The organism is Qipengyuania sp., assembly GCF_048550555.1.
Lineage (GTDB): Bacteria > Pseudomonadota > Alphaproteobacteria > Sphingomonadales > Sphingomonadaceae > Qipengyuania.
This window is the reverse complement of record NZ_JBLYYF010000008.1, coordinates 12080-36687: the sequence shown is the minus strand read 5'-3', so window position 1 is coordinate 36687 and position 24608 is coordinate 12080. Positions and strand designations below refer to the sequence as shown.

Here is a 24608-nt window from a genome sequence, read left to right as displayed (position 1 = left end):
ATGCGGAGACGTGGGTGAGTGGCTGAAACCAGCTCCCTGCTAAGGAGCCATACCTGGTAACGGGTATCGAGGGTTCGAATCCCTCCGTCTCCGCCACCTCGTGCACTGTTACGCACGGATATAGCCACACCAGTGTCGATTTTTCGCTGAAATCACAGGATTTTAGACTGGTTCGGACTTTTCTAGAATCCATATCAGTCTTCGCCAGACTTTGGCAGACCATCGCTAGAATTATGGCTAACCATGGCTGGATTATTGGCTCGTGTCGGCTAAAGTTGCGAAATCATGTCCTCGCGCGCGCCGGACTTTACCTCCGGATTCGCAAATCTGGGCGCTCATGGATCTTCATCGGAACCGTCAATGGCAGGCGCTTTGAAATGGGCCTGGGCTCCGCGCTCGACGTCACCCTAGCCAAGGCTCGGGAGAAGGCGGCCGAGATGCGTCATCTAGCGCTTGAAGGTCGCGATCCCAGAGCGGAGCGTGACGAGGCGAGCATGCGGAAAGACCTCTCGCGCGAGCTCTTCCATGACTTCGTCCACGGGTCTGCTGGACTCGCGGAACGCGAACGACAGGTGGGTCACCCCCACTGCCTGCAGGCCCATGATTTCTTCGATCAGTGCGTTTCGTCCAAGCCGGGCGCCGAGCCGCATTTGCTCCTTGGGTGCATCCGGGTTGTCCTGCAGATCCAGATGCATTGCGGTCAGGACCGGTGCCTCTTCCCTGCCCGCCTGGCTTCGCGTCGTGCGCCACAGGTCAAGGCGACGCTGCGCTTGTTCCGGCGGACCGGGATAGGTGAACCAGCCATCGACGTTGTCGGCGAGCCAGTTCAGGGACTGCTGACCCATGCCGGCCATGACGATGGGTGGGCCATCCCCGACGAAAGGCCTGACAGTTACCTTGCCCTTCGCTCCTTGCAGACCGCCGCCGCGCCACAGGTGACGGATCGTCGACAAACTCTCGCGCAGACGGTCGCCGCGGCTCTCGAAGTCGATGTTCATCAGCGGATATTCGACCGGGCGATCACCCGAGGCGACACCCATGACAAAGCGATGGTTGCTGAGTTCATGCACGCTCGCCGCCATTTTCGCCAGATGGATGGGGTCGCGAAGAGGAACGACGATGGCTGCAGTGCCCAGAATTATGCGACTGGTTTTTCCGGCCAGGTAACCGAGGAGCGGAAATGGGTCGAAGACCGATCCGGCATCTCCGAAATTCGGATCGTGGACGGGCACGTCGCGGACCCACGCGGCGTCGAACCCCAGACTTTCTGCAAGCTGGACCCGCTCGGTCATACGGCTGACATCAGGCACACCGAACGGACGCCCGTCGGATGCAGCCTTCTGCCGTCCGCCGGCCGACCAGTCGTTGTCGAGGGGCAGTTCGACGCCGAAGGTCATCCGCGAAGCGAGCTTATCAAGCGCGTTCATGGACCACCTCCGTTCCGTTGGCCTTGCGCTCGAGCGAGCCACTCCAGCGGACGAGAACAATGCCGATGACGACAATCGCGGCTCCGACGAAGGGTGCGGCTTGCAGGCCCATCTGCTCCACGACGTGACCGCCCACCCATGCACCGAAAGCGATGCCAAGGTTGAAGGCGCCGATATTCATGCCCGATGCGACATCGGTCGCTTCCGGCGAAACCTCGCGCGCGATCTGGACGACATACGATTGCAGCGGAGGGACATTGCCGAACGCGAAGCCACCCCAGAAGAGCGTGACGGCGATCGCAGCCCAAGGCGAGGTTAGCCCGAATCCGAGAAGGACAAGCGATAGCGCGAGACCGGCAAAGACAATGGTCAGCGCAGGAACCGGCCCGATCCGGTCGGCAAGCTTTCCGCCGAGGATATTACCGATGGCGACCGACACGCCGTAAAGCAGGATCACAAGGCTGACCGACCCTTCGGAAAGGCCCGTGACATCGGTCAGCATCGGCGCAAGATAGGTAAAGGCGATGAAGTTGCCTCCGTATCCCACCGCCGTAATCAGGTAGACCAGCAGCAAGCGAGGAGACGTGAGGACCTGCGCTTGCTGGCGCAGGCTTGGCGGTGCGTCGCTTTTGAGGTTGGAGGGAACCAGCAAGGCGCTGGCGCCGAGGCCGATTAGAGCGAGCACGACGACGCCGAAGAACGTGGCATGCCAACCGAAGTTCTGGCCAATCCATATTCCGAGGGGCACGCCGGTAACCAGTGCTACCGTCAGGCCAAGAAACACGAGGGCGATTGCGCTCGATTCCTTGTCCTTCGGCACGAGCTTGGTCGCAATCGTTGAAGCGATCGCGAAGAAGACACCGTGTGCCAGACCCGTGAGGACGGTAGTTTCGCCGAGGCGGCAAGGAGGCTTGGCGTGGCGCCCTCGTCCCTAAGCCGTTCGGTAGCGCGACTTGAAGCGCGGCTGGGCTTCGACGTCTTCCGCCGCACGACAAGACAGGTCAGCTTGACCGAAGAGGGCGCGACAACCTTGGCGCGAGCGCGGGACCTTGTTGAGACTGCGGAGAGGTTTGCCGATCTCGGTTCTTCGCGAGGCAGGCCAGCAGGTGTAATCAACGTCAACGCGCCGGTGCCGTTTATCCTTCACGCAATCGCGCCGCGGATACACGAGTTCTGTTCGGCCTATCCGGATGTGACGGTCAGACTATCGATGACCGATACGCTGGTCGATCTCATCTCCGCTCATGCAGATGTCGCCATCCGCTTTGGCGAACTGGAGGATTCATCCCTTCTTTACCGGCATCTCGGACGGTCGGCGTGGCGACTGGTTGGTTCTCCCTCGCTGGTCGAGGCGCGCGGCGTGCCGGAGAAGGTTTCCGATCTGGAGAAATTCGAGCAGGTGGCCTTTATGAACCCCACTCGACTGAACGACCTTTGGTTCGAAGGTCGCTCGAAACCGGTCCGCCTCACACCAGCCATTCACGCCGATAATGGCGAAGCAGTTCGTGCACTCGTCCTGGCTGGTAGCGGGATCGCCCAGTTTTCTGACTACATGATCGATGCCGACATCAAGTCAGGAAGTGTAGTTTCGCTTCTGCAGGACAAGCTGCGAACCCCAGCCATTCCGGTCAGTGCTCTCTATTCTGAGCCAGCCAGCAGGCTTGGCCGAATGAAGGTGTTCCTGGACTGGCTAAGTAACGTAACTGCTGACCTCTTTGCCGGTTAGCTATATCCGGCGATTTGCGAGCGATGCACCTTCTGGCAGCTACGCGCCATATTTTACCAAGTGCAGACCTTCCACTATTGGCCCAGAATAAGCCCTTTCAGCCTAATCCTTTCGCGAGGAGGCGACCAGCAGGATGCCGACCGCGAGATCAGCGACCAAAGGCACTGCGAAAACCGGCGATGCACCACGTAGGAGCGCAACTGCAAAGATCGTCGTAGCGAAAAGCTTGAATACAACCGTCATCCACGCGGCCTGTGGACTGCCCAACTTTATCCTCAACACAACAGCCAGCACCGCGAAGGCGCCGGTCAGGTTGACGAAGAGCATTGCGTCCGGGGCGAAAGTTCCGAGAGGCCGGCCCGGAGCGATCGCTTCGCTGAGAATACGCCACAGTGCGAGATAATAGTCCGAGACGACAGGTATAGCGAAGGGCGTCAGGATGATCAGGTCCGCGATATTGGCTTGCCTGAATATGGCTGCCCGACGAGGCGGAGCCCCCTTCATCATCGGAAAGCTGCCTCGGCATTGGCGGTGTTCATGAAGTCGCGGAACAGGAGCCATTTTTCATCGGCGACGGTGATGACGTGGACGAAATCGGAAGCGATCGTCCGTCCGGTGGATCGCGCGGTGAGGTTGAGGTGACCGGTCACCACCACCTTGTCTCCCTCGCAGATGAACTCTTCGGGATCGAATTGATGGATGTCGACCGAAGTCAGCACGGTTTCGAAGAAGCTGCGACATTTGGCCTTGCCGTCGAAATAGCCCGCATAAGGGATCACTTCAGGTCCATAGAACTCGATCCTGACCCTTTCGTGGAGCGAGCTCATGATGCGATCGACATCGCCCTCGCCAAAGGCGGTGAAGACCTCCTCGGTCACTTCGCGTGGTGTCATGAAAGTATCTCCCTTGCCCGATCAGAAGCGCACGATCGCTTCGAGGCCATAAGTCCGCGGCGGGGCGAGCGGCCCGACAAACTCGGCACCATAGACGGTACCGGTCAGGATCTGGTTGGTGAAATAGGCCTCGTCGGTGAGGTTCTTGCCGAAGGCTGCAAGCGTCCATTGGCCCGATGGCGTGGTGTAGGCGACGCGCGCGTCGAGCAAGCCGTAGGAAGGCTCCGATGCCGCATCAATGTTGAAGATCGTGAAGTAGATCTTGCTCTGCCAGGTGTATGAGATACGCGCCATCAACTCGCCGCCATTGTCGAGGTTGCCGTCCCATTGCAGTGCCCCGGCGATCTTCCACTTCGGAGCACGGGGCAAGCGCAACCCGTCGAGATCGCGCAGTACGCTGCCCGGAGCCTGTGTGAGTGGCGCGGGTGACAAAGGCTCCGTCAGCTGGCCTTGAGTGAAGACGGCGTCGAGATAAGTCGCATTGGCTTCCAGCGTCAGACCGCCGCCTGCACGAACCACACTTTCAATCTCGAAACCGGTGACGCGCGCCTTGCCGACATTGCGGATGATCGGCTGGTTGGCAACGCTGTCCTGCGCCTGAAGGTTGGTATAGTCGTAGTAGAACAGCGCGCTGTTCAGTTGCACTGCGCCATCGGCGAACGCGCCCTTCATGCCCAGTTCGTAGGACCAGATCTTCTCTGGCTCGAACGGGTCCTGCTGGCTGCTTCCGATATTGTAGCCGCCACTTTTGAAACCGCGCTGAACCGTGGCGTAGATTAGCAGATCGTCAGTGGGCTCGAAATCGAGCCCGAACTTGGGCGTGAACGCCTCGAAGGTCGAAGGCCCGCGCACTGGCGCAACCAGAAAGCCGAACGGGTCGGGTTGCGCGGCGTTGCGATCATCGCTCACCGCATTGGGGAAGAAGGCGGTTTCAGGCGCGAAGCGGATGTCGGGCAGGATCAGCAGCTCGAAACGCTGTGCGCCATCGCGCTGTTCCCAGCTGTAGCGTCCGCCAAAGCGTGCGGTCAGCCTGTCGCTGATGGCGAAGTCGGCATCAGCGAACACAGCAAAGGCCTCGGTCTCCTGTTCACCGCTCAGCTGGAGTTCGCAACACAGCGGCGTTTGCGGGATCACGACGGGGAAGGTCGGAATGACGCCCGCAGCCTGCAGGTCGAGCAGGCCCTGTGTCAGGATCGGCTCCCAGAAATCACCGAAGACGTCGTTATCGATGACGTTCTCCTCGCGGAAATAACTTGCGCCCAGGATCCACGAGAAAGCGCCATCGGTGGGAGAGGAGAGCTGGACGTCTCCGGTGAACTGCCAGTGATCCTCGGCGCGCCCGACATAGGTGTTGAAGCTATCCGAGAGATCGAATTCGTTTTTGGAATCGGTAGAAGTCTCGCGGTAGGAGGCGAGCAGCTGCAGGTCGTATTCGCCGATGTACCACTTGAGATCGCCGGTCATGCCCCAGACTTCGACATCATTGTGATAGGGCGTGTCCGCAAACAGGTCGCGCGATTTGCGCTCCGTGGCGCGTCCGGTGTTCTTGATCAGGAAATAAGGAAAGGTCTGGGAGCCTTCGCGGGTCAGGTACCAGCTCGGATCGCCTTCCGCATAGCCCGCGCTGGCGTAGTAATAGACGTTCGCGCGGTCGTCGGCGCGGAAGTAATCGCCCATGAGCGTGAGTACGGCGTTAGGGCCGAGATCTGCCTCAACCGTCAGCCGCGCGGAGATGTTCTCCGCATCATCGACATCCTGCGTGCTGTCGTCGGCACGGATCACGGTGGCATAGCCACCGCGTGTCTCGGCCTGCACCGCGACGCGGGCGCGGAGCCCTTCGCTCAGAGGTCCACCGACGCCGCCGGAAAAGCGCACGAGATCATAATTGCCCAGCGTAAGCCGCGCATCGCCCTCCAGCGTCTCGCCGGGTGTCCGGGTAACGATATTGACTGCGCCGCCGGTGGCGTTGCGCCCATAAAGCGTCCCCTGCGGCCCGCGCAGCACCTCTACCCGCTCAACATCGAAGAAGGCCGGCCCGATCGCCGCACCCCGGCTCAAATAGGTACCGTTGAGATAGGCGGCAGTCGAACTGTCATTCCCTGCGATAATCGACGGTGTGCCGATCCCGCGGATGAAGATCGAAGTATCACCTTGATAGCGCGCAATTTGCACCCCGGCGGTAAGGTTGCCGACATCTTCGACCGAGGCGATCGAGCGCTCCTCCATGGCATCCCGGCCCAGCGCGGTGACCGCGAGCGGTGCATCCTGCAAAGTCCCCTCACGGCGAGTCGCCGTAACCACGATCAGACCCTCGCTGGGTTCGGCGTTTTGCGTCGCCTCCTCGATCGCCAATTCTTGCGCGAAAGCCGGAGCAGAAACCGCAGCTAGCGCCGTGATCGACACCGCTGCCAGCAGATGCTTGCTCATTCTCTCTCTCCCAATTTATCGGTCGTTGCCGACGCCTCACGTGCTGGTGAGGCTTTTTTTACGGAATGAATCTGAGGACGTTGCGGGCGAGCCCGTGGTTGAGCAGGCTCACTCCCTGCCACTCGGCCGGTTCGGCGCGTTCGATGCGCGCAAACCGTTCGCGCAGCAGCTCGGCCGTCACCTGAAGCTCAAGCTTGGCGAGCGGCGCGCCGAGGCAGCGGTGGATGCCATAGCCGAAGCTCATGTGGCGATTGAGATTGTCGCGATCGCAGTCGAACTTGCGCGGATCGGGGAAGACGGCGGGATCGTGGTTCGCTGCACCGAAGAACACCGCAACCCAATCGCCGCGCCTGATCAGCGCATTGCCGATCTGCGTATCCTGCGTTGCCACGCGAAACAGCCGCTGCGGCGGTCCGTGACGGCGCAAAGTTTCCTTGAAGATGCGGTCGAAGATTGCCGGCTCTTCGCGATAGCGCGCGAACACCCCTGCCTCATCGGCAAATACCGCAAACATATTGCCGAGATGGAAAGAGGTTGTCTCGGCTCCCGCCACGGTGACGGTCATGCAGAACAGCACGGCTTCTTCCAGCGTGAGCTTTTCGCCCTCGACCTCGGTATCGAGGAAAGCGGTCAGCAGCGGCGCAGCGGCCGAGGCGGGATCGCGGTTCTGGACGAACTCGCGCACGAAACCGTCGAAGTAGTCGAGCAGCGCGACGTTACGTTGTTGGCGCTCTTGCGGGGTCAGGTCCTCCGACAACATAAAGGCCGTCGCCCAGCCGCGTATATCGGCGGCGCGCGCCATCGGCACACCCAGCAGCGCCGCCATCACCCGCGCAGGCAGCATCGCGCAGTACTCCTGCATTACATCGACTGACGCGGACGTAGAGATAAATTCGTCCATCGTCTCTCGCGCCAGTCGCTTGGCTTCGGCATGGAAGGCGGTGATCGAACTGGGCTGAAATACCTTGGCGGCGATCTTGCGCAGCCGGGTGTGCTCGGGCCGGTCGTGGTTGACCAGCATCAGCGTCGGCGCGCTTGATTCCTCCTGAAGGCTATCGCGCGAGGAGAAGCGTTCGTGGTCATAGGCGACTTGCGACACGTGATCGAAATCAAGCACGACCCAGGCGGGCTGCGGCTCATCGACACCGGGCACAGTACCAGGAGGAAAATCGCGATAGCCGAACAGCGGGCTCGCCGCGCGCAGTTCGTCATAGACCGGGTATGGATCGGAAATCGTGGCCCTGTGGTTCAGCACCGACAGGTCGATATCTTTTGTGGCAGCTTCCACCATGTCCCCTTCCCTGTGACGTACCGCTCCGATACTGTCCAACGGACACTTTCCACGAGACAGCTTTTCTGTCAAGAGGCGGGCATAGGAATTGCGCCAGTTCAGGCTAAAAGAGGTTCATGACCAAGGCATCGCCAGCACAAGCAGTCGCGTCTCATCCTGCCTCGCCGGATTTCCTCAGGCTGTTCTATCCGTTCCACTATGTGGTGGGCGAAGCGATGGAGAAATCGCTCCAAGGTCCTGCGCTCAGTCACCATGAGGCGGTGATCTTGTGGATGATTCATTCCGAAGGCGAAAGCGGGACAAGCCTTCCGCGCAAGGAGATCGAGCGGCTGATCTGCAGCTGGTACGAGCTGGGAAGTCCCGCAGTCACCAAGGTCCTGAAGCGCATGGCGGCGCGTGAAAAGCCTCTGCTCACCATCCGCAACAGTGCGGACTCGGGCAGAGAGAAGAAGGTCTTTCTCACGCAGGAGGGCGAACAGGAAGTGGCGCTGATGATGGAGCGGGCCTCACGTACCATCGACCAGATCATCGACGGATGGGGCGAGAAGGAAATCAAGGCCGGACTGCAGTTCCTTGCGAAGGTCGTTGAGCGCGTAGAACAGTTCGACTCAAAAGCGGTTGGTTCCATCTAGCAGCGCGGCATCTGGAACTCGAGAAGAGTGCTTGAAGATCACCGAAGGTGTTGCCGCCTTGCGTCTCAAAGGAGTTTCGGCATCCTATAACTTCGATGCCAGAACCGGACTGTTCACAAACGGCCCAATAGCAGCCCTTACAACCGCCGATCTGTACTTGTGAATCCGCATTCGTCCGTCTCAGACCACGACTAAAGTTATGGCAGAGGTAGTGGCTCACCCGCCAATGGACGAATAAGTAATTGATAACTTTGCCAATTTTTCTTCCTCCGTCTCCGCCACCGGCCTGCAGTCGGACTTCCGTGCGGTGTGAAGGAACCTGCGAGTCGCCTCAAGCCGCAGGTTCGGGACTGCCAATTCGCACTGCTTGCGAGCGAGCCGCGATAATTCCTGGGGTCACAAGCCGCTCCCAGTCCGTCGCCCAGTCAGAACCAGAACCGGATACCGACGACGTAATTGGTCACACTCGGATCCTCGCCCGCGAGCCGGGCGTAGTCGGCGCTCCGGCCCAGCTTCCATTCCTGTTCTATGCCGACGTAGGGCGCGAACTCGCGGGCGATTTCGTAGCGCAGCCGTATACCCAGCTCGACCGCATCGAGCCCAGCGCCAATTCCCAGTTCGGGTACGTCCTGCGCGGACAGGTTCAGTTCGGCACGCGGCTGCAGGATCAGGCGCTGGGTGATGCGCTCGTCCAGTTCCGCCTCGACGCGTGCGGTGAGGTCTCCCTTGTTCGACAGGAAAGCGGCCGCGTCGATCTCGAATTGGTACGGGGTCAGCCCCTGAACGCCCATGACGGCATGGGTGCGTTCTGGACCCGTGAGGTCCTGCCGAACGCCTGCCTGCAAGTCCCACCACGGCCCGATCGCGTGGCTCCACAGAGCCTGGATCTCGGCGGACTCCGGCTTCTCGCCGAAGCTGCCCTCCCCCTCGCTCTTGAACCAGAACTTGTCGATGTCGCCACCGTAGTAGCCCTGCGCGTCCCACAGGTAGCCATCGTCGCCGTCCCTCGCGCGATATTCGGCGCGATCGCCCTGAAACCAGAAGACATTCATGCCTCCGTGCTCGGTGCGCAGTGCCGCGCGCGATGCGCGCATCGCATCGGCACCCCAGATCGCATCTGCGGCGCGAGGTGGTCCCGAGCCCGCAGCGGCTGGCGGCGGGCCTTGGGGGATCGGGGCCATGTCAATGGTGCCAAGATCCAGCATTCCACGATCCATCGTCGAATGGTCCATGGCCGAATGGTCCATACCGGCGTGACCAGCATGCTCGCTGCCCGGGGCATCGGCGGCAGGTTCGGCGGCCGGAGCGCAGGCCCCGTCGGCTACCGGGTGGCCCATGGCGCGGTGACGCGCGGCTTCGTTCTCGCAGTCGGTCTGGGCGGGCGATTGCGCGGACGGCATCGTGTGCCCCGAGTGATCCTGCGCAATGGCGGGCGCGGCAGTGCCCAGGAGAAGCATGGCTGCGAGCAGGCGCATCAGTCTTTCCCCACCCGCTCGAGCTCGGGCTGGTTGCCACGCGGCGCGACGGTCACGATCTGAAACATGCCTGCGTGCATGTGATAGAGCAGGTGGCAGTGAAAGGCCCAGTCGCCCTCCTCGTCCGCCGTTAGGTCGAAGGTGGCGCTGCCGCCAGGCTGGACGATGACGGTGTGCTTCTGCGGCTGCCGGTCGGCGGGTGCGCCATTGACCAGCTCGAAGAAGTGGCCGTGCAGGTGGATCGGGTGCGCCATCATGGTGTCGTTGACCAGCTTGACCCGCACCCGCTCGTTATAGGCGAAGCGGATCGGGTCGTCGGTAACGGCAGTGTATTCCTTGCCGTCGAACGACCACATGTAACGCTCCATGTTGCCGGTCAGATGGATTTCCATCTGCCGTGAGGGGCGACGCGGGTCGTCGTTCGGCGCCAACGCTACGAGATCCTTGTAGGTGAGAACCTTGTGCCCGACGCTGTCGAGACCGATGCCGGGGTCACCCATCCGGTCGACAGGATCCATCGAGACCATGTCTATGCCGGGGCCGACCTTGACCTTCGGCGGCAGTTTGGACGTGTCGCGCATGTCCATGCCGCCCATGTCCATTCCCGTCATCGGCTCGGAGGGGGTCGTATCCGATGGCATGGAATGGCCCATGGCCGAATGATCCATCCCGGCCATGTCGCCGCGGCCATGGTTCATGCCCATGTCGGCCATCGTCAGCAGCGGCGGGTCGCGCAGCGCGGGGATGCTCGCCCGCGCACCGGGGCGCGAGGCCAGGGTCGCCACCGCCATGCCCGAACGATCCATGCTCTCGGCGACGATCGTCCGGGCTTCGCCGGTCGGCTCGACCACGATATCGTATGTCTCGGCAGTGCCGATCTGGAGCTCCTCGACCTCTACCGGGCGCACGTTCTGACCGTCGGCTGCGACCACCCAGAACCTCACTCCGGGAATGCGGACGTTGAAAAAGGTCATCGCGCTGCCGTTGATGATCCGCAGCCGCACACGCTCGCCCGGATTGAACAGGAATTCCAGCCCCTCCGCCGGGCCCCGCCCGTTGGCGAGGTAGGTGTAGGTCGAACCCGTCACGTCCAGGATGTCGGTCGCCATCATCCGCATCCTGGCCCACATGCGCCGATCCTCGCCCGACAGCGGGTAGTCGTCGGTCCAGGTGTTCTGCTGGTAGTTGAAGTGGCCTTCGCCCTTCTTGAGCTTGTTCATGATCATGTGCGGATGCAGCGGGGTGAACTCGCTCAGCAGCAGGACGTAATCGCGGTCCGCTTGCACGGCGTCCGCCCCTGCGGGTTCGACCACGATCGGGCCGTAATGCCCCGCCTGCTCCTGCAGCCCCGAGTGACTATGCCACCAATAGGTTCCGCTCTGTCGCAGTGGGGGAATGTCATAGACGAATGTCTCACCCGGCTTGATCCCGGGGAAACTGACGCCAGGAACGCCATCGAACTGGAACGGCAGCAGCAGGCCGTGCCAGTGGATCGAGCTGTCGTCATCGAGCGTATTCGTGACCGCGAGGCGAACCGGCTGACCTTCTTGGAGGCGAACCAGCGGACCCGGCACGCTGCCATTGACCGCGACTGCATGCCCGCGACGCCCCTGCACCACGCGAGGTCCTTCGCCGATCGTAAGGGCAATATCGCGGCCCGACACTTCGTCGAAGCCGGGACGGATCGTGCCGCCGTGAAGGTCGGCACCGCGCGCCCAGGCGGGGATGGCAAGGGCACCGGCACCGAGCACTCCGGCTCCCAGCAGTCGGCGACGGGAAACAATCAAATCGGACATGCGTCTTGCAACTCCTCGGGCGTCCGCCGTATATACCCCCTAGGAGTATTGCAAGATACCCCGGCGGGTATGGCAGCAAACGGAGAGCAAATCGTGGCAGCAACCGGTTCCAGCATCGTCAATCGGCTTCGCCGGATCGAGGGGCAGGTGCGCGGCGTCGCGCAAATGATCGAAGACGATCGCTATTGCATCGACGTCCTCAACCAGATGCAGGCCGTGAAAGCTGCTCTCGGCCGCGCCGAGAGCGAAATCCTCAAGCGCCATGCGGCGTGCTGCGTGGCGGAAGCGATCGCCAGCGGCGATGCCGAAGAGCAGCAACGGAAATTCGGCGAACTGGTCGACCTGTTCGAAAAGGCCAAACGGTGAACTTGGCGGCGGGCTAGCCGGTGAAGCCCTCGGCGCGGTAGATTTCCTGTCCGCGCCGGAAGACGACGAGCTTCTCGAGCGTCACCGGGTGGAAAAACGCCTCGATCGCCTGACCTTCCTTCGTCCGCGCATAGACTTCGTAGCAATCGCCCTCGACCTGCATCTTGAGCAGCGTCCATTCCTCGAGCCAGACCTTTTTCTTGAGCTTTGCGATCTTCTGCCAGCCCGATTGCGGGCCGGCCTTGCAGACGATGTCGCCATCGGCATGCAGGGGCGCAGACAGGGCAATGGCGGCAGCAGCGGCGACAAGCGCCGAGGCCTTGGCGAAGCGGAGAGAGATCATGCGGCACTCCTCGAAGGGGATAAATTGCGGCTCAGCACCCAGCGCAAGGTCCAGGCGCCCAATAGCGGGACTAGGTGAACAAGGGCTGGCCCCCAACTCCAATCGAGCAGTAGCCAGTGTGCAAGCGCCAGGAGGAAGGCGGGATAGACCAGCCGCTGGAGAAGCTTCCAGCGACGGCGCAACCTGCGCATGGCGGCGTCGAAGCTGATCGCGGCGGGTATCAGCATCAGCGCGAAGGCGAGCCAGCCGGTCCAGATGCCGGGAATCGCGAATTCGTCGATCATCGCTGACAGCAGTCGCATGTCGATCACGTAGAACACGAGGTGGAGCAGCGCGTAGCAGAACGCAGCCACGCCGAGATTGCGGCGGATCGCCAGCCAGCCGCGCAGCAGGCGGTTCGGCCCGAAGGCATCGCTGAGCGGACCGGGCAGCAGCGCCAGGATCATCAGCCGCACGGCCATCTCCCCGCTCGGGTGATATAGGTCCATCGCCAGTGCCTCGCCGGCCGAAAAGCGCTGGATCATCGTCCCCGCCGGAATGGCGAGCACGAACCACAGCACGGCTCGGCGCCAGCCGATCACGGCTGTGCCCACCGCCGCAACAGATTGTGATAGACATGGATGAGACGGTTGATCTCGGGATCGTCCCCGGCCCGGTCGGGGGTCAATGCCCGGATCGACTGGTCGAGATCGTAGAGCAGGGCCCGGGCCGACGTATCGGCCACCGCACTCTGGATCCAGGTGATCGCGCAGATCCTCTGCCCGCGCGTCACCGGTGCGACCTGGTGCAGGCTGGACGAGGGATAGAGCACCATGTCGCCCGCCGCGAGCTTGACCGCCTGTGCGCCGTATTGCTCCTCGACGATCAGCTCGCCGCCATCGTAGCTGTCGGGATCCGAAAGGAAGAGCGTCGCCGAGAGGTCGCTGCGGATGGTCAGCCCAGCTTCGGGCAGCCGCATCAGCGCGGCATCGGAATGCGTCCCGTAGTGGCCGCCATCCTGGTAGAGGTTGAACACCGGTGGCCAGATCTTCTCCGCCAGCGAAGCGGAGACGAATTCGGGGTGATGGCCGAGCTTGCGCAGGATCGTATTACCCAGTTCCTGCGCCAGGGCGTCCTGCCGGTCGAGCTGGAGGTTCTGCTTGACGGCCACCGAGCGGGTACCGGCTGTCCCCGACCCGTCCTGCCAGTCGGCCGCGGCAAGCGCTCCATTGAACTGGCGCACCTCGGCATCGTCCAGGAGATTCTCGATGACGGTCAACATGCGCGTTGGGCCTTTCGATGCGAAGGTGGGGCACGGACCGAAGCCCGCGCCCCGTCCGGTCAGAACTTGCCGGTGAGCGTCAGCGTCGCCCGGCGCTCGTCGCCCTTGTAGAGGAAGTGGCCCGAACGGTAACCGGCGAGATAGTAGTCCTCGTCGGTAACGTTGGTCACGTTCACCCGGGCACCGAAGTTCTGGTTGAAGTCGACGCTTACGAATGCATCGAAGGTCCAGTAGTCGGGCACGCGATAGGTATAGACGCCGAGCGTGTCGTCAAAGCCCGCCGCGTCGTCGGGCTGGCCGGTAAACACCTCGCCCTTGTAGGTGGCAGTGCCGCCGAAGGCGATCGCATCGGTCGCCTGGTAGCGAAGCTGCCCGCTGAACTGCGTGTTGGAGAAATTGCTCAGGCGGCGTCCGATCTTGTCGGGATCGTTCGACTTGGTGATTTCCGAGTCCATCACTGTGAGCGCGGCCTGCGCCATCAGCTTGGGCGTAATGTTGCCGACGAGACCGAACTCCACACCGCGAACGCGGTTCTCACCGGTGTTGAGCGAACCGCCCGCCGAATAGTTGTCGCCGGCGGATTCGAAGACATCGCCCTTGGTGATCTGGAACGCTGCGGCGGTGAGCAGGAGGTGGTCGTCGAACAGATCGGCCTTTGCCCCCAGTTCGAAGCTCTCGGTGCTTTCCGGCCTGCCATCGCCGATGTCGGTGCCGTCGGCCACGCAGATGCCGCCATAACCGCAATTGCCGCCGAGATCGGATTCGCCGCCATTGATGTTCTTGGCGGTCCCGTAGTTGAAATAGAGATAGACTTCTTCGAGCGGCTTCACGCCGATCCCTGCATGGCCGTTCCAGAGCGTGTCGCTATAACCATAGTCGGTCACGGTGCCCCGGCTGTCGACCAGATTGGCATAGCTGAACGCATCCATGCGCACACCGCCGTGGAGCGAGAGCCATTCGGTCACGTCGATCGTGTCCATGGCATAGACCGAGAGCGTTTCGACCTGCCAGTCACTGTCGGCCTGGCCGCGGGAGATATCGCGCTGGAGCAGGCCGTGGATATTGGCATCGCCGAATAGGACGGTGCGGTTCTCGTCGGTAATGCAGAAGGCCGGTTGGGGGCCGCCACGACCATCGGTGACGCAGTTGGGCGTGCCGTTCTGGGAAATGTCGTAGGTTCCGTTGGTTACCCGCAGATTGGAATATTCGCTGCCGACGATCAGATTGTGCTTCAGGCCCGCGGTGGCGAACTCACCGATCACATTGAACTGATTGACGAAATACTGGACCTCCTGATTGCCCTGGTGGGTGCTCAGCGTGACCGGCGCGAAAGTGTCGGTGGTGGGATCGTAGGCACCGCCGCGCAGGCCGGTGAGGACATAGCCGTTGCTCGTCTCGCCATAGCGCGTCGAATTGACGATGCGGAATCCGTCGAACGGCGTGATGTAGATCCGGCCGGTGACCGTATCGACATCGGATTCGAGAAAATCGCCGTCTTGGGCATAGTTGGGTGCCGCGTGCCAGGGTTCGTAAACGGTCACATCGCCCGGACCCGTGCCGGTCGGCCGCGGAACGTAGCTGCCGAGATCGGGCGTGTCCTGCGCGGTCAGGTGGTAATAGTCGACCACCATTTCGATCACATCGCTAGGTTTGAAGGCGGCCGAAATCGCGGCGCCATAACGTTCGCGGTCGGAGAAGTTGCGGTTGGGAACCTCCTCGTAGCCGTAGAGCAGGTTGGCACGCACTGCGAGCGTGTCGGTGATCGGCAAATTGCCGTCGAGCGTCACGCGGTAATAGTCGTCGGTCCCGATGCCCGCATCGACGCGCGTGAACTGATAGTCGGTGCTTGCCTTCTTGGTGATCGAGTTCACCGCCCCGCCGGTCGAGCCGCGACCGGCGAAGCTCGAGCTGGGGCCCTTGGTGATTTCGATCTGGTCGACCGCGAAGGTCTCGCGCGTGGTCATGCCGGGATCGCGCAAGCCATCGACGAAAACGTCGCTGCGCGCCTCGTGGCCGCGGATGATGTAGCGGTCGCCGAAGGCATTGCCGTTCTCGCCGGTCCCCACGGTCACGCCGGGGACATTGTCGAGCACGTCGCGCAGGTCGGTCGCGCCCTGCTCCTCGAGCTGCTGCTCGGTCAGCACCTGGATGGTCTGCGGGGTTTCGGCGAGCGGCTTTGCCCGGCGCAGATCGCCGGAAGTCCGCGCCTTGTAGGGGACGCCCGGCTGCGCGTTGGGATTGACGTCGGCGGTGGCGTCTTCGATCGTCAACGTGTCGAGGACGACTTCGTCCTGATCGCCGGCGTCCTGCGCCTGTGCTCCACCCGCGATGAGCGCAGCCGACAGACCGATGGCCGCGACCGCAGTGCCTCGCCCGGCGCCCCGCAGGCTCATCGGGCGGATCACGCCCTTGTTCCGATCCCTCATGAAAAAGCCTTTCTATTCATCGTGTTCGTAAGGAGTAGTCGATGGGAAGCGAGATCGTGACGCTGTCCTGCTTCATCGATTTCGGGAATTTCGGCAGCGGCGCGACACGCTGCATCAGGTCGAGCGTGGCCTGGTCGAGCAGCGCATGGCCGCTCGACTGGCGGATCGAGCTGGCCGTGATGCTGCCGTCGGAGCGGACCGTGAAGCGCACGGTCACCACGCCCTGCTGGCGAGCCTTCCTCGCTTCGCTAGGGTAATGCTTCTTGCGATTGAGGTGCGCGCTGAGCAGCGCGTAGTAATCGGCTTCTTCGCGCTTGGCCTTGGGATCGTCGCCCGGCGTCGCCGCGGTTCCCGTGCCACTCGCGATAGCCGCCGTCGTCAATGCGTTGCGCGGGGGGATCGGCGCGAGGGGTCGCGCCGCGGGAGGCGCGCTCCTGGTCGCCGGCAAGGGCGGCGGTGGAGGTGCCGCGACCACTTGCTGCGGCAATGGTGCACGCACCTCCGGTGCGTCCACGCGCGGCTGCAAGGTCTCGGACGGAGGAATCTCGGGCTGCCGCTGTTCACTGGGCAGCTGCGCGAGAGCTGCGGGAGCTGGGGCCGCCAATGGCGGCAGTTCGACCAGCACGACCGGGTCTTCCTCGATCTCTCGCGGCGCCTTGCCGCCGAGGAGCAAAACGCCGACCAGCACGGCTGCATGGCCGACGGCAGCCACACCGCCTCCCACCACCCAGCTCGACTGATAGGCGCGCGAGGCCATCACCGGGCCGCTTCTGCCGATTCCGCACCCACTAGCGCGACATGGACGTAGCCTGCGGCGCGCAGCGCGTTCATCGCCTGCATGATTGCGTCGTAGGTGATCGTCTTGTCGGCGCGCAGGAACACCCGCTCCTCGCGGTCTCCAGCGGTGGCGCGCTCGATCGTCGCTCCAAGGCTGGCCAGATCCACTGCCTCCTCATTGACGAGGATGGCGCCATCTGCCTGCAGCGAAAGATAGACCGGCGCTTCGGGCTTGGCTGCCGGCTGCGCATTCGACACGGGCAGATCGACCTTGACATCGACCGTCGCCAGCGGCGCGGCGACCATGAAGATGATCAGCAGGACCAGCATCACGTCGATGAAGGGCGTGACGTTGATCTCGTGCGCGACCGCGAGATCGTCGGCGTCCGAGGCGAGCCTGAGCGCCATCGTCAGGCCTCGCCCTGCGGCAGCGTGCCGCGGCTGAGGTCTCGCGAAACGATCCGCAGGAGCGCTGCCGCGCTATCGGCAATCACGGCGCGATGCGCCGCAATCGAGCGGGCGAAATGGTTGTAGATCACCACGGCGGGAATGGCGGCAACGAGACCCAGCGCGGTCGCCAGCAGCGCCTCGGCGATCCCTGGCGCGACCACTGCGAGATTGGTCGTCTGCTCCTCGGCGATGCCGATGAAGCTGTTCATGATACCCCAGACGGTGCCGAACAGGCCGACGAACGGAGCGGTCGCGCCGATGGTGCCGAGAATGGTGACGCCTTTCGTCATCCGGCGTGCGGTTCGCGCTTCATAGCGGTCGAGCCTCGAGACCAGCCGCTCTTTCAAACCCTCCCGATCGTCGAGCGCGCCCGCCGACTGGCCGATCTCTTCGCGCGCCTCGGCGACGAGCGGATGCGCAGCGGCCGTCGCGTCGAGCTCGGCAAGCGAACGGGTCGCCATCAGCCGGTCGCGGAATTCCGCCGCGCTCTGGCGTTGGCGACCGAGTTCGAGATGCTTCGCCACGAGCACCGTCCAGGTGATGAGCGAGGCGATCAGCAGGCCGATCATGACCAGCTTCACCACCCAGTCGGCCTGCACGAACATGCCCCAAACGCTGAGGTCGGTGGGCAAGACGGAAGCCGCGGCGGGTACGGCAACGCCCCGTGCGTGGGCGCTGTGCGGGATGGCCGCGATGATGGCGACCCCGGTCATTAGGTGAAATCGAGACACGTGGTTTCGGCCCTCTTGATTCGTCCGTCGCCCGACTAGGAGATTGCAAATGCTAATGCAAGTGACTCGCAATTACTTTAGCTACGGTGGCAGGGGGGGGGCTCTACGGGGCAGACAAGAGGATAGGAGGGGATAAGGAGAGACCTGTCCCGCACCAGGCTCGACGAGTGGGTGAAAAAAAGGGGGGGGATATTCAGGCGGTCATCCCGCTCCGCGCAACACCGCCGCCCGGTTCTGCGGCGCCGGTCAGCCCAACCGCGCGAATGCGGCGACGCCGGGCGATGGGCGGCGCGGAGCACGCGCAGGCTCGACGGCCACGCCCGCGATACCCCCCAGGACGGACGACATGGCCGCGAGCCTCGCGGCATCGATGCGGTAGTAGACGAGCTTGGCCTGCTTGCGCGTGGTCACGAGCCCGGCGTTGCGCAGCACCGCCAGCTGCTGCGAGAGCGAAGGCTGCCCGATCCGTGCCGCATCGTCGATCTCTCCGACATTGCGCTCGCCACCAGCGAGCGTCTGCAGGATACGCAGCCGGACCGGGTGCGCTACGGCCTTGAGGGCATCGACCAGTTCTTCTTCCGTCATCCGGCAGCTCCCTCTCTGCCCGGACGAAGGAACCAGTCGCTCTGTCCCTCCGCTGCGAAGACATCATCCAGGCTCGCACTGGGCTGGCGCAGCAGACTCTCCCCCGGCTGCCAGTTGGCGGGCGCAAGATCAGCCCCGTCATCCACGGCCTGGAGCGCGTCGAGCGTGCGGATCATTTCCGGCGTCGAGCGACCGACATTCGCCGGATAGCAGCTCATCGCACGGATTGTGCCCTGCGGATCGATGAAGAAGGTCGTCCGCACCGTGGCGCTATCGCTGTCCTGCGGGGCGACCATGCCATAGGCCCGGGCGATAACCAGCGTCGGATCCTCGATGATCGGGAAACGGACTTCAACCCCGAACCGGTCGCGGATCATCCTGAGCCAGGCGAAATGCGAAAACAGGCTGTCGACCGATAGCGCCATCAGCGCACAATCGCGCCGTTGGAATTCCTGTGCTGCACGGGCGAGCGCAACGAACTCCGTTGTGCAGACCGGCGTGAAATCGGCCGGATGCGAGAAGAGCACCAACCAGCGCCCCCGGAAGTCGGAAAGGCGGACATCGCCGGCCGTGCTGCGCGCCGAAAAATCGGGCGCCACATCGCCGATGCGGAGACCAGCGCAGGGTGCATCGCACTCACTGCCGTCGCGAAGGGGGTGGTTCGTCATTCAGGATACATACCACTTGACTTTGACAATGCAATACATATACACACTTTATGTAATTTAATGGAGCAAGTGTCATGGGGAACGACAAACCGGTTCAACTGGCCGCCGAACAGATTGCCCGCGCCCGCGCAGACAAGACCTTGCGCCCTTCGATCGCAGGGTTCTTCGACGAGGCGACCAATACCGTCTCCTACGTGGTTCACGATCCCGAGACGAGCGAGGCGGCGATCATCGACTCGGTGCTGGACTACGAAGCCGCATCCGGGCGGACCTCCTACGGGTCGGCCGACCTCATCGTCGAATACGTCACTTCGAACAATTTGAAAGTGACCTGGCTGATCGAGACCCATGCCCATGCCGACCACATTTCGGCGGCGCCCTATCTACAGGATAAGCTCGGCGGCAAGCTCGCCATCGGGCGCCAGATCGTGCGGGTGCAGGAAGTCTTCGGAAAGCTGTTCAACGCCGGGACCGATTTCGAACGCGACGGATCGCAATTCGACAAGCTGTTCGAGGACGGCGAGACCTTCCGCCTCGGCGAGATCGAAGGCATTGCCCTCCACGTTCCCGGCCACACCCCCGCCGACATGGCTTTCATCATCGGCGACGCGGCCTTTGTGGGCGATACCATCTTCATGCCCGATTTCGGCACCGCACGGGCCGATTTTCCAGGCGGCGATGCGCGCCAGCTGTTCCGCTCGATCCGCCGCCTGCTCTCGCTCCCCGACGAGACGCGCCTGTTCCTGTGCCACGACTACAAGGCACCGGGCCGCGACGAGTACGCGTGGGAGACGACCGTCCGGCAGCAGCGCGAAGGCAATGTTCACGTCAAGGACGGGGTCACCGAGGATGAGTTCGTCGACATGCGCACTGCCCGCGACAAGACGCTGGCGATGCCCAACCTAATCATGCCTTCGGTCCAGGTGAACATCCGCGGTGGCCGTCTGCCCGCCCCCGAGGACAACGGCGTCAGCTACATCAAGATTCCGGTGAACGCCGTATGATGCTCCCCGGGTTTCCCGACGCCGCGCCGCTCGCCGGACTGGCAGGTGGCGTGCTCATCGGCCTCGCCGCTGCCGTCATGCTGCTCGGCCTTGGCCGGATCGCGGGCGTTTCCGGGCTTGCAGCCCGGGCGATCGGGATAGGGGGCAGCGGCATTGCGCGTAGCGGGGCGTGGATGTTCCTGATCGGCCTGCCGCTCGGCGCGCTGGCCGTGTCGCTTCTGGCGGGCGGGATCGAGGCACGATTCGCCAACCCAATCACCCTCGCCGTGGCGGGCCTGCTGGTCGGCATCGGGACGCGTCTCGGCAGCGGCTGCACGAGCGGGCACGGCGTCTGCGGCGTCAGCCGTCTCTCCCCACGCTCGCTAATCGCCACGCTCACCTTCATGGCCGCGGGGATCGCGACGGTCGCCATCATGAACGCCATGGGGCTGGAGGTGCTGTCATGAGGATCGCATTGCCAAGCCTGGTGTCGGGCACCCTGTTCGGTGCCGGGCTCGCCATCGGCGGAATGACCAACCCGGGGCGGGTGCGCGGCTTCCTCGACCTCTTCGGCGACTGGGATCCGACGCTGGCCTTCGTCATGGGCGGCGCCGTGATCGTCATGGCGATCGTCTGGCGCATCGTGCCGCGCATGGCCGCGCCGCTGTTCGAGGAGCAGTTCCACGTTCCCACACGCAAGGACCTCGATCCCCGGCTGATCGGCGGCGCTGCCTTATTCGGCATCGGCTGGGGGATTGCCGGCCTGTGTCCCGGACCGGGCATCGCCGCCCTGGTGATCGCGCCGCAGGCGGCGGCGATCTTCATCCTGGCCATGCTGGCCGGGATGATGATCGTTCGGCTGTTCGAGGGGGAAAGCCGATGACGATCGCCCCCGTATCGGAGCGTTTCGCGGTCGCCCCGCAGCTCCGCCCCGAAGACCTGCCCGCGCTGGCGGAAGCCGGGTACCGTACGCTCATCTGCAATCGCCCCGACGGCGAGGAAAGCTGCCAGCCGGATGCCGCCGAGATGGCGGCCGCAGCCGAAACCGCGGGTATCGCCTTCCACCACATCCCCGTGTCCGGCGGGGAATTTCCCGCCGCCGCGATCGAGGCCTTCGGGCGCGTTCGGAGCGAAGCCGAGGGCAAGGTGCTCGCCTACTGCCGCACCGGCACACGCTCGATCACGCTCGACGCCCTGGCCAACTTCGACCGGCTCGGTAGCGACACCTTGATCGAGCGTGCACGCAAGGCCGGTTACGACCTCTCCGCGCTCCGCAGCCGGCTCGGCGGTTAGCGCCGCGCCCATCCCCGAAGGAATTCCCGTGACCCAGAAGCTTACTCACGAGGTCGTCATCGTCGGCGGAGGAACCGCGGGGATCGCCACCGCTGCATCGATGCTGAAGCGCCGTCCCTCGCTCGATATCGCCATCATCGAGCCGAGCGAGACGCATTCCTACCAGCCTGGCTGGACGATGGTCGGCGGAGGCGTTTTCGACGCAGCGGTCACGCGCCGTCCGATGGCGAGTGTGATGCCCCGCCGCGCGCACTGGCTCCGGCAGGCTGCCGCCAGCTTCCAGCCCGAGAACAATCAGGTCACTCTAGCCGACGGTACGACGGTCACTTACAAGTTGTTGATCGTGGCTCCCGGGATCCGGCTCGCGTGGGAGAAGATCGCCGGTCTGGAGGATACGCTCGGGCGTAACGGCGTCACCTCCAACTACCGCTTCGATCTGGCCACTTACACGTGGGACCTGGTGCAAAATCTCCGGTCCGGACGGGCGATCTTCAGCCAGCCGCCGATGCCGATAAAATGCGCCGGGGCGCCGCAGAAGGCCATGTACCTGTCCTGCGATGCCTGGCTCGAGCGCGGTGTCCTAGACCGGATCGACGTCGAATTCCGCAACGCCGGCGGAGTCCTTTTCGGAGTTAAAGAGTACGTCCCGGCACTGATGGAATATGTCCGGAAGTACGGCATTGCACTCAAGCTCGAACAGAACCTGATCGCGGTAGACGGGCCGGGCAAGACGGCCACATTCAAGACGCCGGCGGGCGAGGAGGTTGTAGAGTTCGACATGCTCCATGTGGTGCCCCCGCAGGTGGCGCCGCAATTCGTCGCCGACAGTCCGCTCGCTCACCCCGAAAACGGTTTTGTCGATGTCGACAAATTCAGCCTGCGCCATGTCCGCTATCCCAATGTCTTCGCGGTAGGCGACGCGGGATCGACCCCCAACGCCAAGACGGCCGCCGCGGCGCGCAAGCAGGCCCCGATCGTTGCGGTCAACGCGCTCGCGGTACTCGATGGAGGCGGACCGGTCGCCGACTACGATGGCTATGGCTCGTGCCCGCTGACCGTCGAGCGCGGAAGGATTGTGCTCGCCGAATTCGGCTATGACGGCAAGCTCCTGCCAAGCTTTCCCAAATGGCTGATCGACGGCACCCGACCGCGCAAGCTGAGCTGGCTGCTCAAATCCGAAGTCCTGCCGTGGGTCTATTGGAACGGAATGCTCAAGGGCCACGAATGGCTCGTAAGGCCCGACACTAGGCCGCACCCTGGGGTCGCCGCGTGATCGACACGCTTCATCTTCTTCTGGGCGCGCTTTCCGGCGCGCTCGTCGGCTTTTCGCTCGGCCTCGTGGGCGGCGGGGGATCGATCCTCGCGGTTCCGCTGATGGTCTATCTGGTCGGTGTGCCCAATCCCCACGTGGCGATCGGAACCAGCGCCTTCGCGGTGGCCGCCAATGCTGCAACCGGGCTGATCCAGCATGCCCGGGATCACAATGTCCGCTGGCGCTGCGGTCTCATGTATGCCGGAGCCGGAGTGATCGGTGCCTTCGGCGGCTCGACGCTGGGGAAGAATTTCGACGGTCAGAAACTCCTGTTCCTGTTCGCGATCCTGATGCTTGTCGTGGGCGCACTGATGCTCCGGTCGCGCAAGGCCACGGGCACTGCGGGGGCGGCATGCAATCGCAGGAACGCCCCCAAGGTCCTCGGCTTCGGGCTCGGCACCGGGGCGTTCAGCGGGTTCTTCGGCATCGGCGGAGGCTTCCTGATCGTCCCCGGCCTGATTGCCTCGACCGACATGCTGATGATCAATGCCGTCGGTACCAGCCTCGTCGCAGTCACTGCGTTCGGCCTGACCACCGCCGCAAACTATGCGATCTCAGGCATGGTCGACTGGGTTCTCGCAGCAGTCTTCATTCTCGGCGGCGTGGCGGGCGGATTCTTCGGCACGCAGCTGGCCAAGCGGCTGTCTGGAGGAGGTCAGCTGAAAACGGTGTTTGCGGCGCTCATCTTCGTGGTCGCGCTGTACATGCTGTGGAAGAGCTGGATGGCGCTGTGACCCGGTGCTCGACGAGTGGCGAGTTTCGGATCGCTCGCTACGATTTGCTGGGTTTGATCCGAACCGATGACAATTATTGGGCGGCGAAACTTCGCCAGAGCAAACTGGCCCCGATCGCTCGAGAAGAAACCATGAAACGATTGCCCAAGCCTCTTTGGAAGATGGGCAAAATCACAACCTTCTCCTTCGCGTAGCTTTGCCTTTTGAAGGAGTTAGTGATAGCGGAAGGGGTGTCACTTTCGGGAGCAAGGATGGATCGAGCCACTCTATCGAAGCAGGAGCGTCGAGCTGGTCCAGCCCTCCGCATGCTTAGACGCGGCCATCCGAGCTAGGATTGAGGGCCGGTGACCTTCGACTCCACACTGCCCTCCGGGTTCGACCAAGCGAAGGCCCGGGTCGCAATTGTCGATGACGAATCCGACGTGAGGCAGGCGCTTGTCCGCGGGCTCGAAAAGCACGGTTTTCTCTGCCGCCCCTTCCGCAGCGGCGTCGATTTTCTGGAGAGCCTGGAATTCGAGCTACCCGATTGCATCGTGCTCGATACGCAGATGCCCGAGATGGACGGGCTGACTGTCCTCGGCCAGCTCCCGACCGAAACCTTGGCAATTCCGGTCATCATGCTGACCTCCCAAGGGGAGATCGGCCTTGCCGCGAAGGCCATGAGAAGCGGCGCCGCCGATTTCGCCGAGAAACCGGTCTCCATCACACAGTTTGCCGGGAAGATCGGCGAGCATATCGCCCACTCGGCGGAGCTGCGACGCCATCTCGCCGAAATCGAGCAGAGCAAATCGCTGATGGCTCGCCTGACGCCGCGCGAAAGCGAGATTGCCGCCCGGGTCGTAGACGGGAGCAGCAACAAGCAAATCGCACGCGACCTCGGAATCAGTCCGCGCACGGTAGAGGTTCACCGCGCCAATATCTTCAAGAAGCTGGACGTCCGCAACGCGGTCGAATTCGCCCTGATCTTCGAAAAGGCGCAACTCTCGGCCCGATCATTCGTACGCTGAACACC

General features: G+C 63.2%; 27 protein-coding genes, 1 tRNA gene and 1 pseudogene. 12 read left to right on the top strand and 17 right to left on the bottom strand.

Going from position 1 to position 24608, the window contains the following annotated elements:
- The first annotated feature begins 4 nt into the window (after positions 1-4).
- Together ACN4E0_RS01375 and ACN4E0_RS01370 are read left to right on the top strand one after the other, a co-directional pair.
- Positions 5-96 (top strand) — tRNA-Ser (locus ACN4E0_RS01375).
- A gap of 137 nt (positions 97-233) precedes the next feature.
- Positions 234-428: pseudogene (locus ACN4E0_RS01370) on the top strand (Arm DNA-binding domain-containing protein); the annotation flags it as partial.
- 18 nt (positions 429-446) lie between these two features.
- On the opposite strand, the gene ACN4E0_RS01365 reads toward ACN4E0_RS01370, so the two are convergent.
- Positions 447-1427, bottom strand: coding sequence for a TIGR03571 family LLM class oxidoreductase (locus ACN4E0_RS01365; protein ID WP_419564730.1), 981 nt, complete (start codon positions 1425-1427; stop codon positions 447-449).
- Positions 1414-2262 carry an MFS transporter gene (locus ACN4E0_RS01360; RefSeq protein ID WP_419564735.1) on the bottom strand — a complete coding sequence of 283 codons (849 nt, stop codon included), beginning with the start codon at positions 2260-2262 and terminating at the stop codon, positions 1414-1416. Before ACN4E0_RS01360 ends, ACN4E0_RS01365 begins: the two co-directional genes overlap by 14 nt.
- A 27-nt stretch (positions 2263-2289) precedes the next feature.
- Between ACN4E0_RS01360 and ACN4E0_RS01355 the strand changes: the two genes are divergently transcribed.
- Positions 2290-3153: a LysR family transcriptional regulator gene (locus tag ACN4E0_RS01355; RefSeq protein ID WP_419564727.1), complete on the top strand. Its 864-nt coding sequence runs from the start codon at positions 2290-2292 to the stop codon at positions 3151-3153.
- Between the two features lie 102 nt (positions 3154-3255).
- On the opposite strand, the gene ACN4E0_RS01350 is transcribed toward ACN4E0_RS01355, so the two are convergent.
- The 4 genes from ACN4E0_RS01350 to ACN4E0_RS01335 are packed head-to-tail and all read right to left on the bottom strand — an operon-like array spanning position 3256 to position 7764.
- Positions 3256-3657, bottom strand: a complete 402-nt coding sequence (locus tag ACN4E0_RS01350; protein WP_419564725.1) for a hypothetical protein — start codon at positions 3655-3657, stop codon at positions 3256-3258.
- The gene (locus ACN4E0_RS01345; RefSeq protein ID WP_419564723.1) at positions 3657-4046 is read right to left on the bottom strand and encodes a nuclear transport factor 2 family protein; all 390 of its coding nucleotides are present in this window, start codon (positions 4044-4046) and stop codon (positions 3657-3659) included. Before ACN4E0_RS01345 ends, ACN4E0_RS01350 begins: the two co-directional genes overlap by 1 nt.
- A gap of 21 nt (positions 4047-4067) precedes the next feature.
- Positions 4068-6473, bottom strand: a complete 2406-nt coding sequence (locus ACN4E0_RS01340) for a TonB-dependent receptor (protein ID WP_419564720.1) — start codon at positions 6471-6473, stop codon at positions 4068-4070.
- Positions 6474-6531: 58 nt separating this feature from the next.
- Positions 6532-7764: a cytochrome P450 gene (locus ACN4E0_RS01335; protein ID WP_419564717.1), complete on the bottom strand. Its 1233-nt coding sequence runs from the start codon at positions 7762-7764 to the stop codon at positions 6532-6534.
- A gap of 116 nt (positions 7765-7880) precedes the next feature.
- Between ACN4E0_RS01335 and ACN4E0_RS01330 the strand changes: the two genes are divergently transcribed.
- Complete coding sequence (locus ACN4E0_RS01330) at positions 7881-8396, top strand: MarR family winged helix-turn-helix transcriptional regulator (protein WP_419564715.1); 516 nt, start codon at positions 7881-7883, stop codon at positions 8394-8396.
- 425 nt (positions 8397-8821) lie between these two features.
- Here ACN4E0_RS01330 and ACN4E0_RS01325 read toward each other — a convergent pair whose 3' ends face one another.
- Positions 8822-9871 carry a copper resistance protein B gene (locus ACN4E0_RS01325; protein ID WP_419564713.1) on the bottom strand — a complete coding sequence of 350 codons (1050 nt, stop codon included), beginning with the start codon at positions 9869-9871 and terminating at the stop codon, positions 8822-8824.
- Positions 9871-11667 carry a copper resistance system multicopper oxidase gene (locus ACN4E0_RS01320; protein ID WP_419564711.1) on the bottom strand — a complete coding sequence of 599 codons (1797 nt, stop codon included), beginning with the start codon at positions 11665-11667 and terminating at the stop codon, positions 9871-9873. The genes ACN4E0_RS01325 and ACN4E0_RS01320 overlap by 1 nt, the downstream gene beginning before the upstream one ends.
- Positions 11668-11736: 69 nt before the next feature.
- On the opposite strand from ACN4E0_RS01320, the gene ACN4E0_RS01315 reads away from it, so the two are divergent.
- Complete coding sequence (locus ACN4E0_RS01315) at positions 11737-12033, top strand: metal-sensitive transcriptional regulator (protein WP_419564709.1); 297 nt, start codon at positions 11737-11739, stop codon at positions 12031-12033.
- Positions 12034-12046: 13 nt separating this feature from the next.
- Here the strand turns inward: ACN4E0_RS01315 and ACN4E0_RS01310 are convergent, their stop codons facing one another.
- The 9 genes from ACN4E0_RS01310 to ACN4E0_RS01270 all read right to left on the bottom strand — a co-directional run bounded on the left by ACN4E0_RS01310 (position 12047) and on the right by ACN4E0_RS01270 (position 19274).
- Positions 12047-12376 (bottom strand): PepSY domain-containing protein, encoded by a 330-nt coding sequence (locus ACN4E0_RS01310; protein WP_419564707.1) that lies wholly within the window; start codon positions 12374-12376, stop codon positions 12047-12049.
- Positions 12373-12957, bottom strand: a complete 585-nt coding sequence (locus tag ACN4E0_RS01305; RefSeq protein ID WP_419564705.1) for a ferric reductase-like transmembrane domain-containing protein — start codon at positions 12955-12957, stop codon at positions 12373-12375. The genes ACN4E0_RS01310 and ACN4E0_RS01305 overlap by 4 nt, the downstream gene beginning before the upstream one ends.
- Positions 12954-13637: a Fe2+-dependent dioxygenase gene (locus ACN4E0_RS01300; protein ID WP_419564703.1), complete on the bottom strand. Its 684-nt coding sequence runs from the start codon at positions 13635-13637 to the stop codon at positions 12954-12956. The genes ACN4E0_RS01305 and ACN4E0_RS01300 overlap by 4 nt, the downstream gene beginning before the upstream one ends.
- A 59-nt stretch (positions 13638-13696) precedes the next feature.
- Positions 13697-16063 (bottom strand): TonB-dependent receptor, encoded by a 2367-nt coding sequence (locus ACN4E0_RS01295; protein ID WP_419564701.1) that lies wholly within the window; start codon positions 16061-16063, stop codon positions 13697-13699.
- 16 nt (positions 16064-16079) lie between these two features.
- On the bottom strand, positions 16080-16820 hold the full coding sequence (locus ACN4E0_RS01290) for an energy transducer TonB (protein ID WP_419564699.1): 741 nt from the start codon (positions 16818-16820) through the stop codon (positions 16080-16082).
- Positions 16820-17248 (bottom strand): TonB system transport protein ExbD, encoded by a 429-nt coding sequence (gene exbD, locus ACN4E0_RS01285; RefSeq protein WP_419564697.1) that lies wholly within the window; start codon positions 17246-17248, stop codon positions 16820-16822. The genes ACN4E0_RS01290 and exbD overlap by 1 nt, the downstream gene beginning before the upstream one ends.
- A 2-nt stretch (positions 17249-17250) precedes the next feature.
- Entirely contained in the window at positions 17251-18003 is a 753-nt protein-coding gene (gene exbB, locus ACN4E0_RS01280; RefSeq protein WP_419564695.1) for a tonB-system energizer ExbB, read from the bottom strand.
- Positions 18004-18267: 264 nt separating this feature from the next.
- A complete protein-coding gene (locus ACN4E0_RS01275) occupies positions 18268-18606 on the bottom strand; it encodes an ArsR/SmtB family transcription factor (protein ID WP_419564692.1) in 339 nt (112 codons plus the stop codon).
- The gene (locus ACN4E0_RS01270; RefSeq protein ID WP_419564690.1) at positions 18603-19274 is read right to left on the bottom strand and encodes a peroxiredoxin; all 672 of its coding nucleotides are present in this window, start codon (positions 19272-19274) and stop codon (positions 18603-18605) included. The genes ACN4E0_RS01275 and ACN4E0_RS01270 overlap by 4 nt, the downstream gene beginning before the upstream one ends.
- Positions 19275-19348: 74 nt before the next feature.
- On the opposite strand from ACN4E0_RS01270, the gene ACN4E0_RS01265 reads away from it, so the two are divergent.
- The 7 genes from ACN4E0_RS01265 to ACN4E0_RS01235 all read left to right on the top strand — a co-directional run bounded on the left by ACN4E0_RS01265 (position 19349) and on the right by ACN4E0_RS01235 (position 24603).
- Complete coding sequence (locus ACN4E0_RS01265) at positions 19349-20278, top strand: MBL fold metallo-hydrolase (RefSeq protein WP_419564687.1); 930 nt, start codon at positions 19349-19351, stop codon at positions 20276-20278.
- Positions 20275-20724: a YeeE/YedE family protein gene (locus ACN4E0_RS01260; RefSeq protein WP_419564684.1), complete on the top strand. Its 450-nt coding sequence runs from the start codon at positions 20275-20277 to the stop codon at positions 20722-20724. Before ACN4E0_RS01265 ends, ACN4E0_RS01260 begins: the two co-directional genes overlap by 4 nt.
- Positions 20721-21140, top strand: a complete 420-nt coding sequence (locus ACN4E0_RS01255) for a DUF6691 family protein (protein WP_419564681.1) — start codon at positions 20721-20723, stop codon at positions 21138-21140. The genes ACN4E0_RS01260 and ACN4E0_RS01255 overlap by 4 nt, the downstream gene beginning before the upstream one ends.
- Positions 21137-21550: a TIGR01244 family sulfur transferase gene (locus tag ACN4E0_RS01250; RefSeq protein WP_419564678.1), complete on the top strand. Its 414-nt coding sequence runs from the start codon at positions 21137-21139 to the stop codon at positions 21548-21550. Before ACN4E0_RS01255 ends, ACN4E0_RS01250 begins: the two co-directional genes overlap by 4 nt.
- Positions 21551-21578: 28 nt before the next feature.
- Positions 21579-22823: an FAD-dependent oxidoreductase gene (locus tag ACN4E0_RS01245; protein WP_419564675.1), complete on the top strand. Its 1245-nt coding sequence runs from the start codon at positions 21579-21581 to the stop codon at positions 22821-22823.
- On the top strand, positions 22823-23596 hold the full coding sequence (locus tag ACN4E0_RS01240) for a sulfite exporter TauE/SafE family protein (RefSeq protein ID WP_419564732.1): 774 nt from the start codon (positions 22823-22825) through the stop codon (positions 23594-23596). Before ACN4E0_RS01245 ends, ACN4E0_RS01240 begins: the two co-directional genes overlap by 1 nt.
- A 344-nt stretch (positions 23597-23940) precedes the next feature.
- Positions 23941-24603, top strand: coding sequence for a response regulator transcription factor (locus ACN4E0_RS01235; protein ID WP_419564673.1), 663 nt, complete (start codon positions 23941-23943; stop codon positions 24601-24603).
- The last annotated feature ends 5 nt before the right edge of the window (positions 24604-24608 follow it).

Excerpts from the sequence above, each read along its gene's own strand:
- ACN4E0_RS01365 (WP_419564730.1), bottom strand. The coding sequence starts at position 1,427 with ATGAACGCGCTTGATAAGCTCGCTTCGCGGATGACCTTCGGCGTCGAA.
- ACN4E0_RS01350 (WP_419564725.1), bottom strand. The coding sequence starts at position 3,657 with ATGAAGGGGGCTCCGCCTCGTCGGGCAGCCATATTCAGGCAAGCCAAT.
- ACN4E0_RS01345 (WP_419564723.1), bottom strand. The coding sequence starts at position 4,046 with ATGACACCACGCGAAGTGACCGAGGAGGTCTTCACCGCCTTTGGCGAG.
- ACN4E0_RS01340 (WP_419564720.1), bottom strand. The coding sequence starts at position 6,473 with ATGAGCAAGCATCTGCTGGCAGCGGTGTCGATCACGGCGCTAGCTGCG.
- ACN4E0_RS01335 (WP_419564717.1), bottom strand. The coding sequence starts at position 7,764 with ATGGTGGAAGCTGCCACAAAAGATATCGACCTGTCGGTGCTGAACCAC.
- ACN4E0_RS01330 (WP_419564715.1), top strand. The coding sequence starts at position 7,881 with ATGACCAAGGCATCGCCAGCACAAGCAGTCGCGTCTCATCCTGCCTCG.
- ACN4E0_RS01325 (WP_419564713.1), bottom strand. The coding sequence starts at position 9,871 with ATGCGCCTGCTCGCAGCCATGCTTCTCCTGGGCACTGCCGCGCCCGCC.
- ACN4E0_RS01320 (WP_419564711.1), bottom strand. The coding sequence starts at position 11,667 with ATGTCCGATTTGATTGTTTCCCGTCGCCGACTGCTGGGAGCCGGAGTG.
- ACN4E0_RS01315 (WP_419564709.1), top strand. The coding sequence starts at position 11,737 with ATGGCAGCAAACGGAGAGCAAATCGTGGCAGCAACCGGTTCCAGCATC.
- ACN4E0_RS01310 (WP_419564707.1), bottom strand. The coding sequence starts at position 12,376 with ATGATCTCTCTCCGCTTCGCCAAGGCCTCGGCGCTTGTCGCCGCTGCT.
- ACN4E0_RS01300 (WP_419564703.1), bottom strand. The coding sequence starts at position 13,637 with ATGTTGACCGTCATCGAGAATCTCCTGGACGATGCCGAGGTGCGCCAG.
- ACN4E0_RS01295 (WP_419564701.1), bottom strand. The coding sequence starts at position 16,063 with ATGAGGGATCGGAACAAGGGCGTGATCCGCCCGATGAGCCTGCGGGGC.
- ACN4E0_RS01290 (WP_419564699.1), bottom strand. The coding sequence starts at position 16,820 with ATGGCCTCGCGCGCCTATCAGTCGAGCTGGGTGGTGGGAGGCGGTGTG.
- exbD (WP_419564697.1), bottom strand. The coding sequence starts at position 17,248 with ATGGCGCTCAGGCTCGCCTCGGACGCCGACGATCTCGCGGTCGCGCAC.
- exbB (WP_419564695.1), bottom strand. The coding sequence starts at position 18,003 with ATGACCGGGGTCGCCATCATCGCGGCCATCCCGCACAGCGCCCACGCA.
- ACN4E0_RS01275 (WP_419564692.1), bottom strand. The coding sequence starts at position 18,606 with ATGACGGAAGAAGAACTGGTCGATGCCCTCAAGGCCGTAGCGCACCCG.
- ACN4E0_RS01270 (WP_419564690.1), bottom strand. The coding sequence starts at position 19,274 with ATGACGAACCACCCCCTTCGCGACGGCAGTGAGTGCGATGCACCCTGC.
- ACN4E0_RS01265 (WP_419564687.1), top strand. The coding sequence starts at position 19,349 with ATGGGGAACGACAAACCGGTTCAACTGGCCGCCGAACAGATTGCCCGC.
- ACN4E0_RS01260 (WP_419564684.1), top strand. The coding sequence starts at position 20,275 with ATGATGCTCCCCGGGTTTCCCGACGCCGCGCCGCTCGCCGGACTGGCA.
- ACN4E0_RS01255 (WP_419564681.1), top strand. The coding sequence starts at position 20,721 with ATGAGGATCGCATTGCCAAGCCTGGTGTCGGGCACCCTGTTCGGTGCC.
- ACN4E0_RS01250 (WP_419564678.1), top strand. The coding sequence starts at position 21,137 with ATGACGATCGCCCCCGTATCGGAGCGTTTCGCGGTCGCCCCGCAGCTC.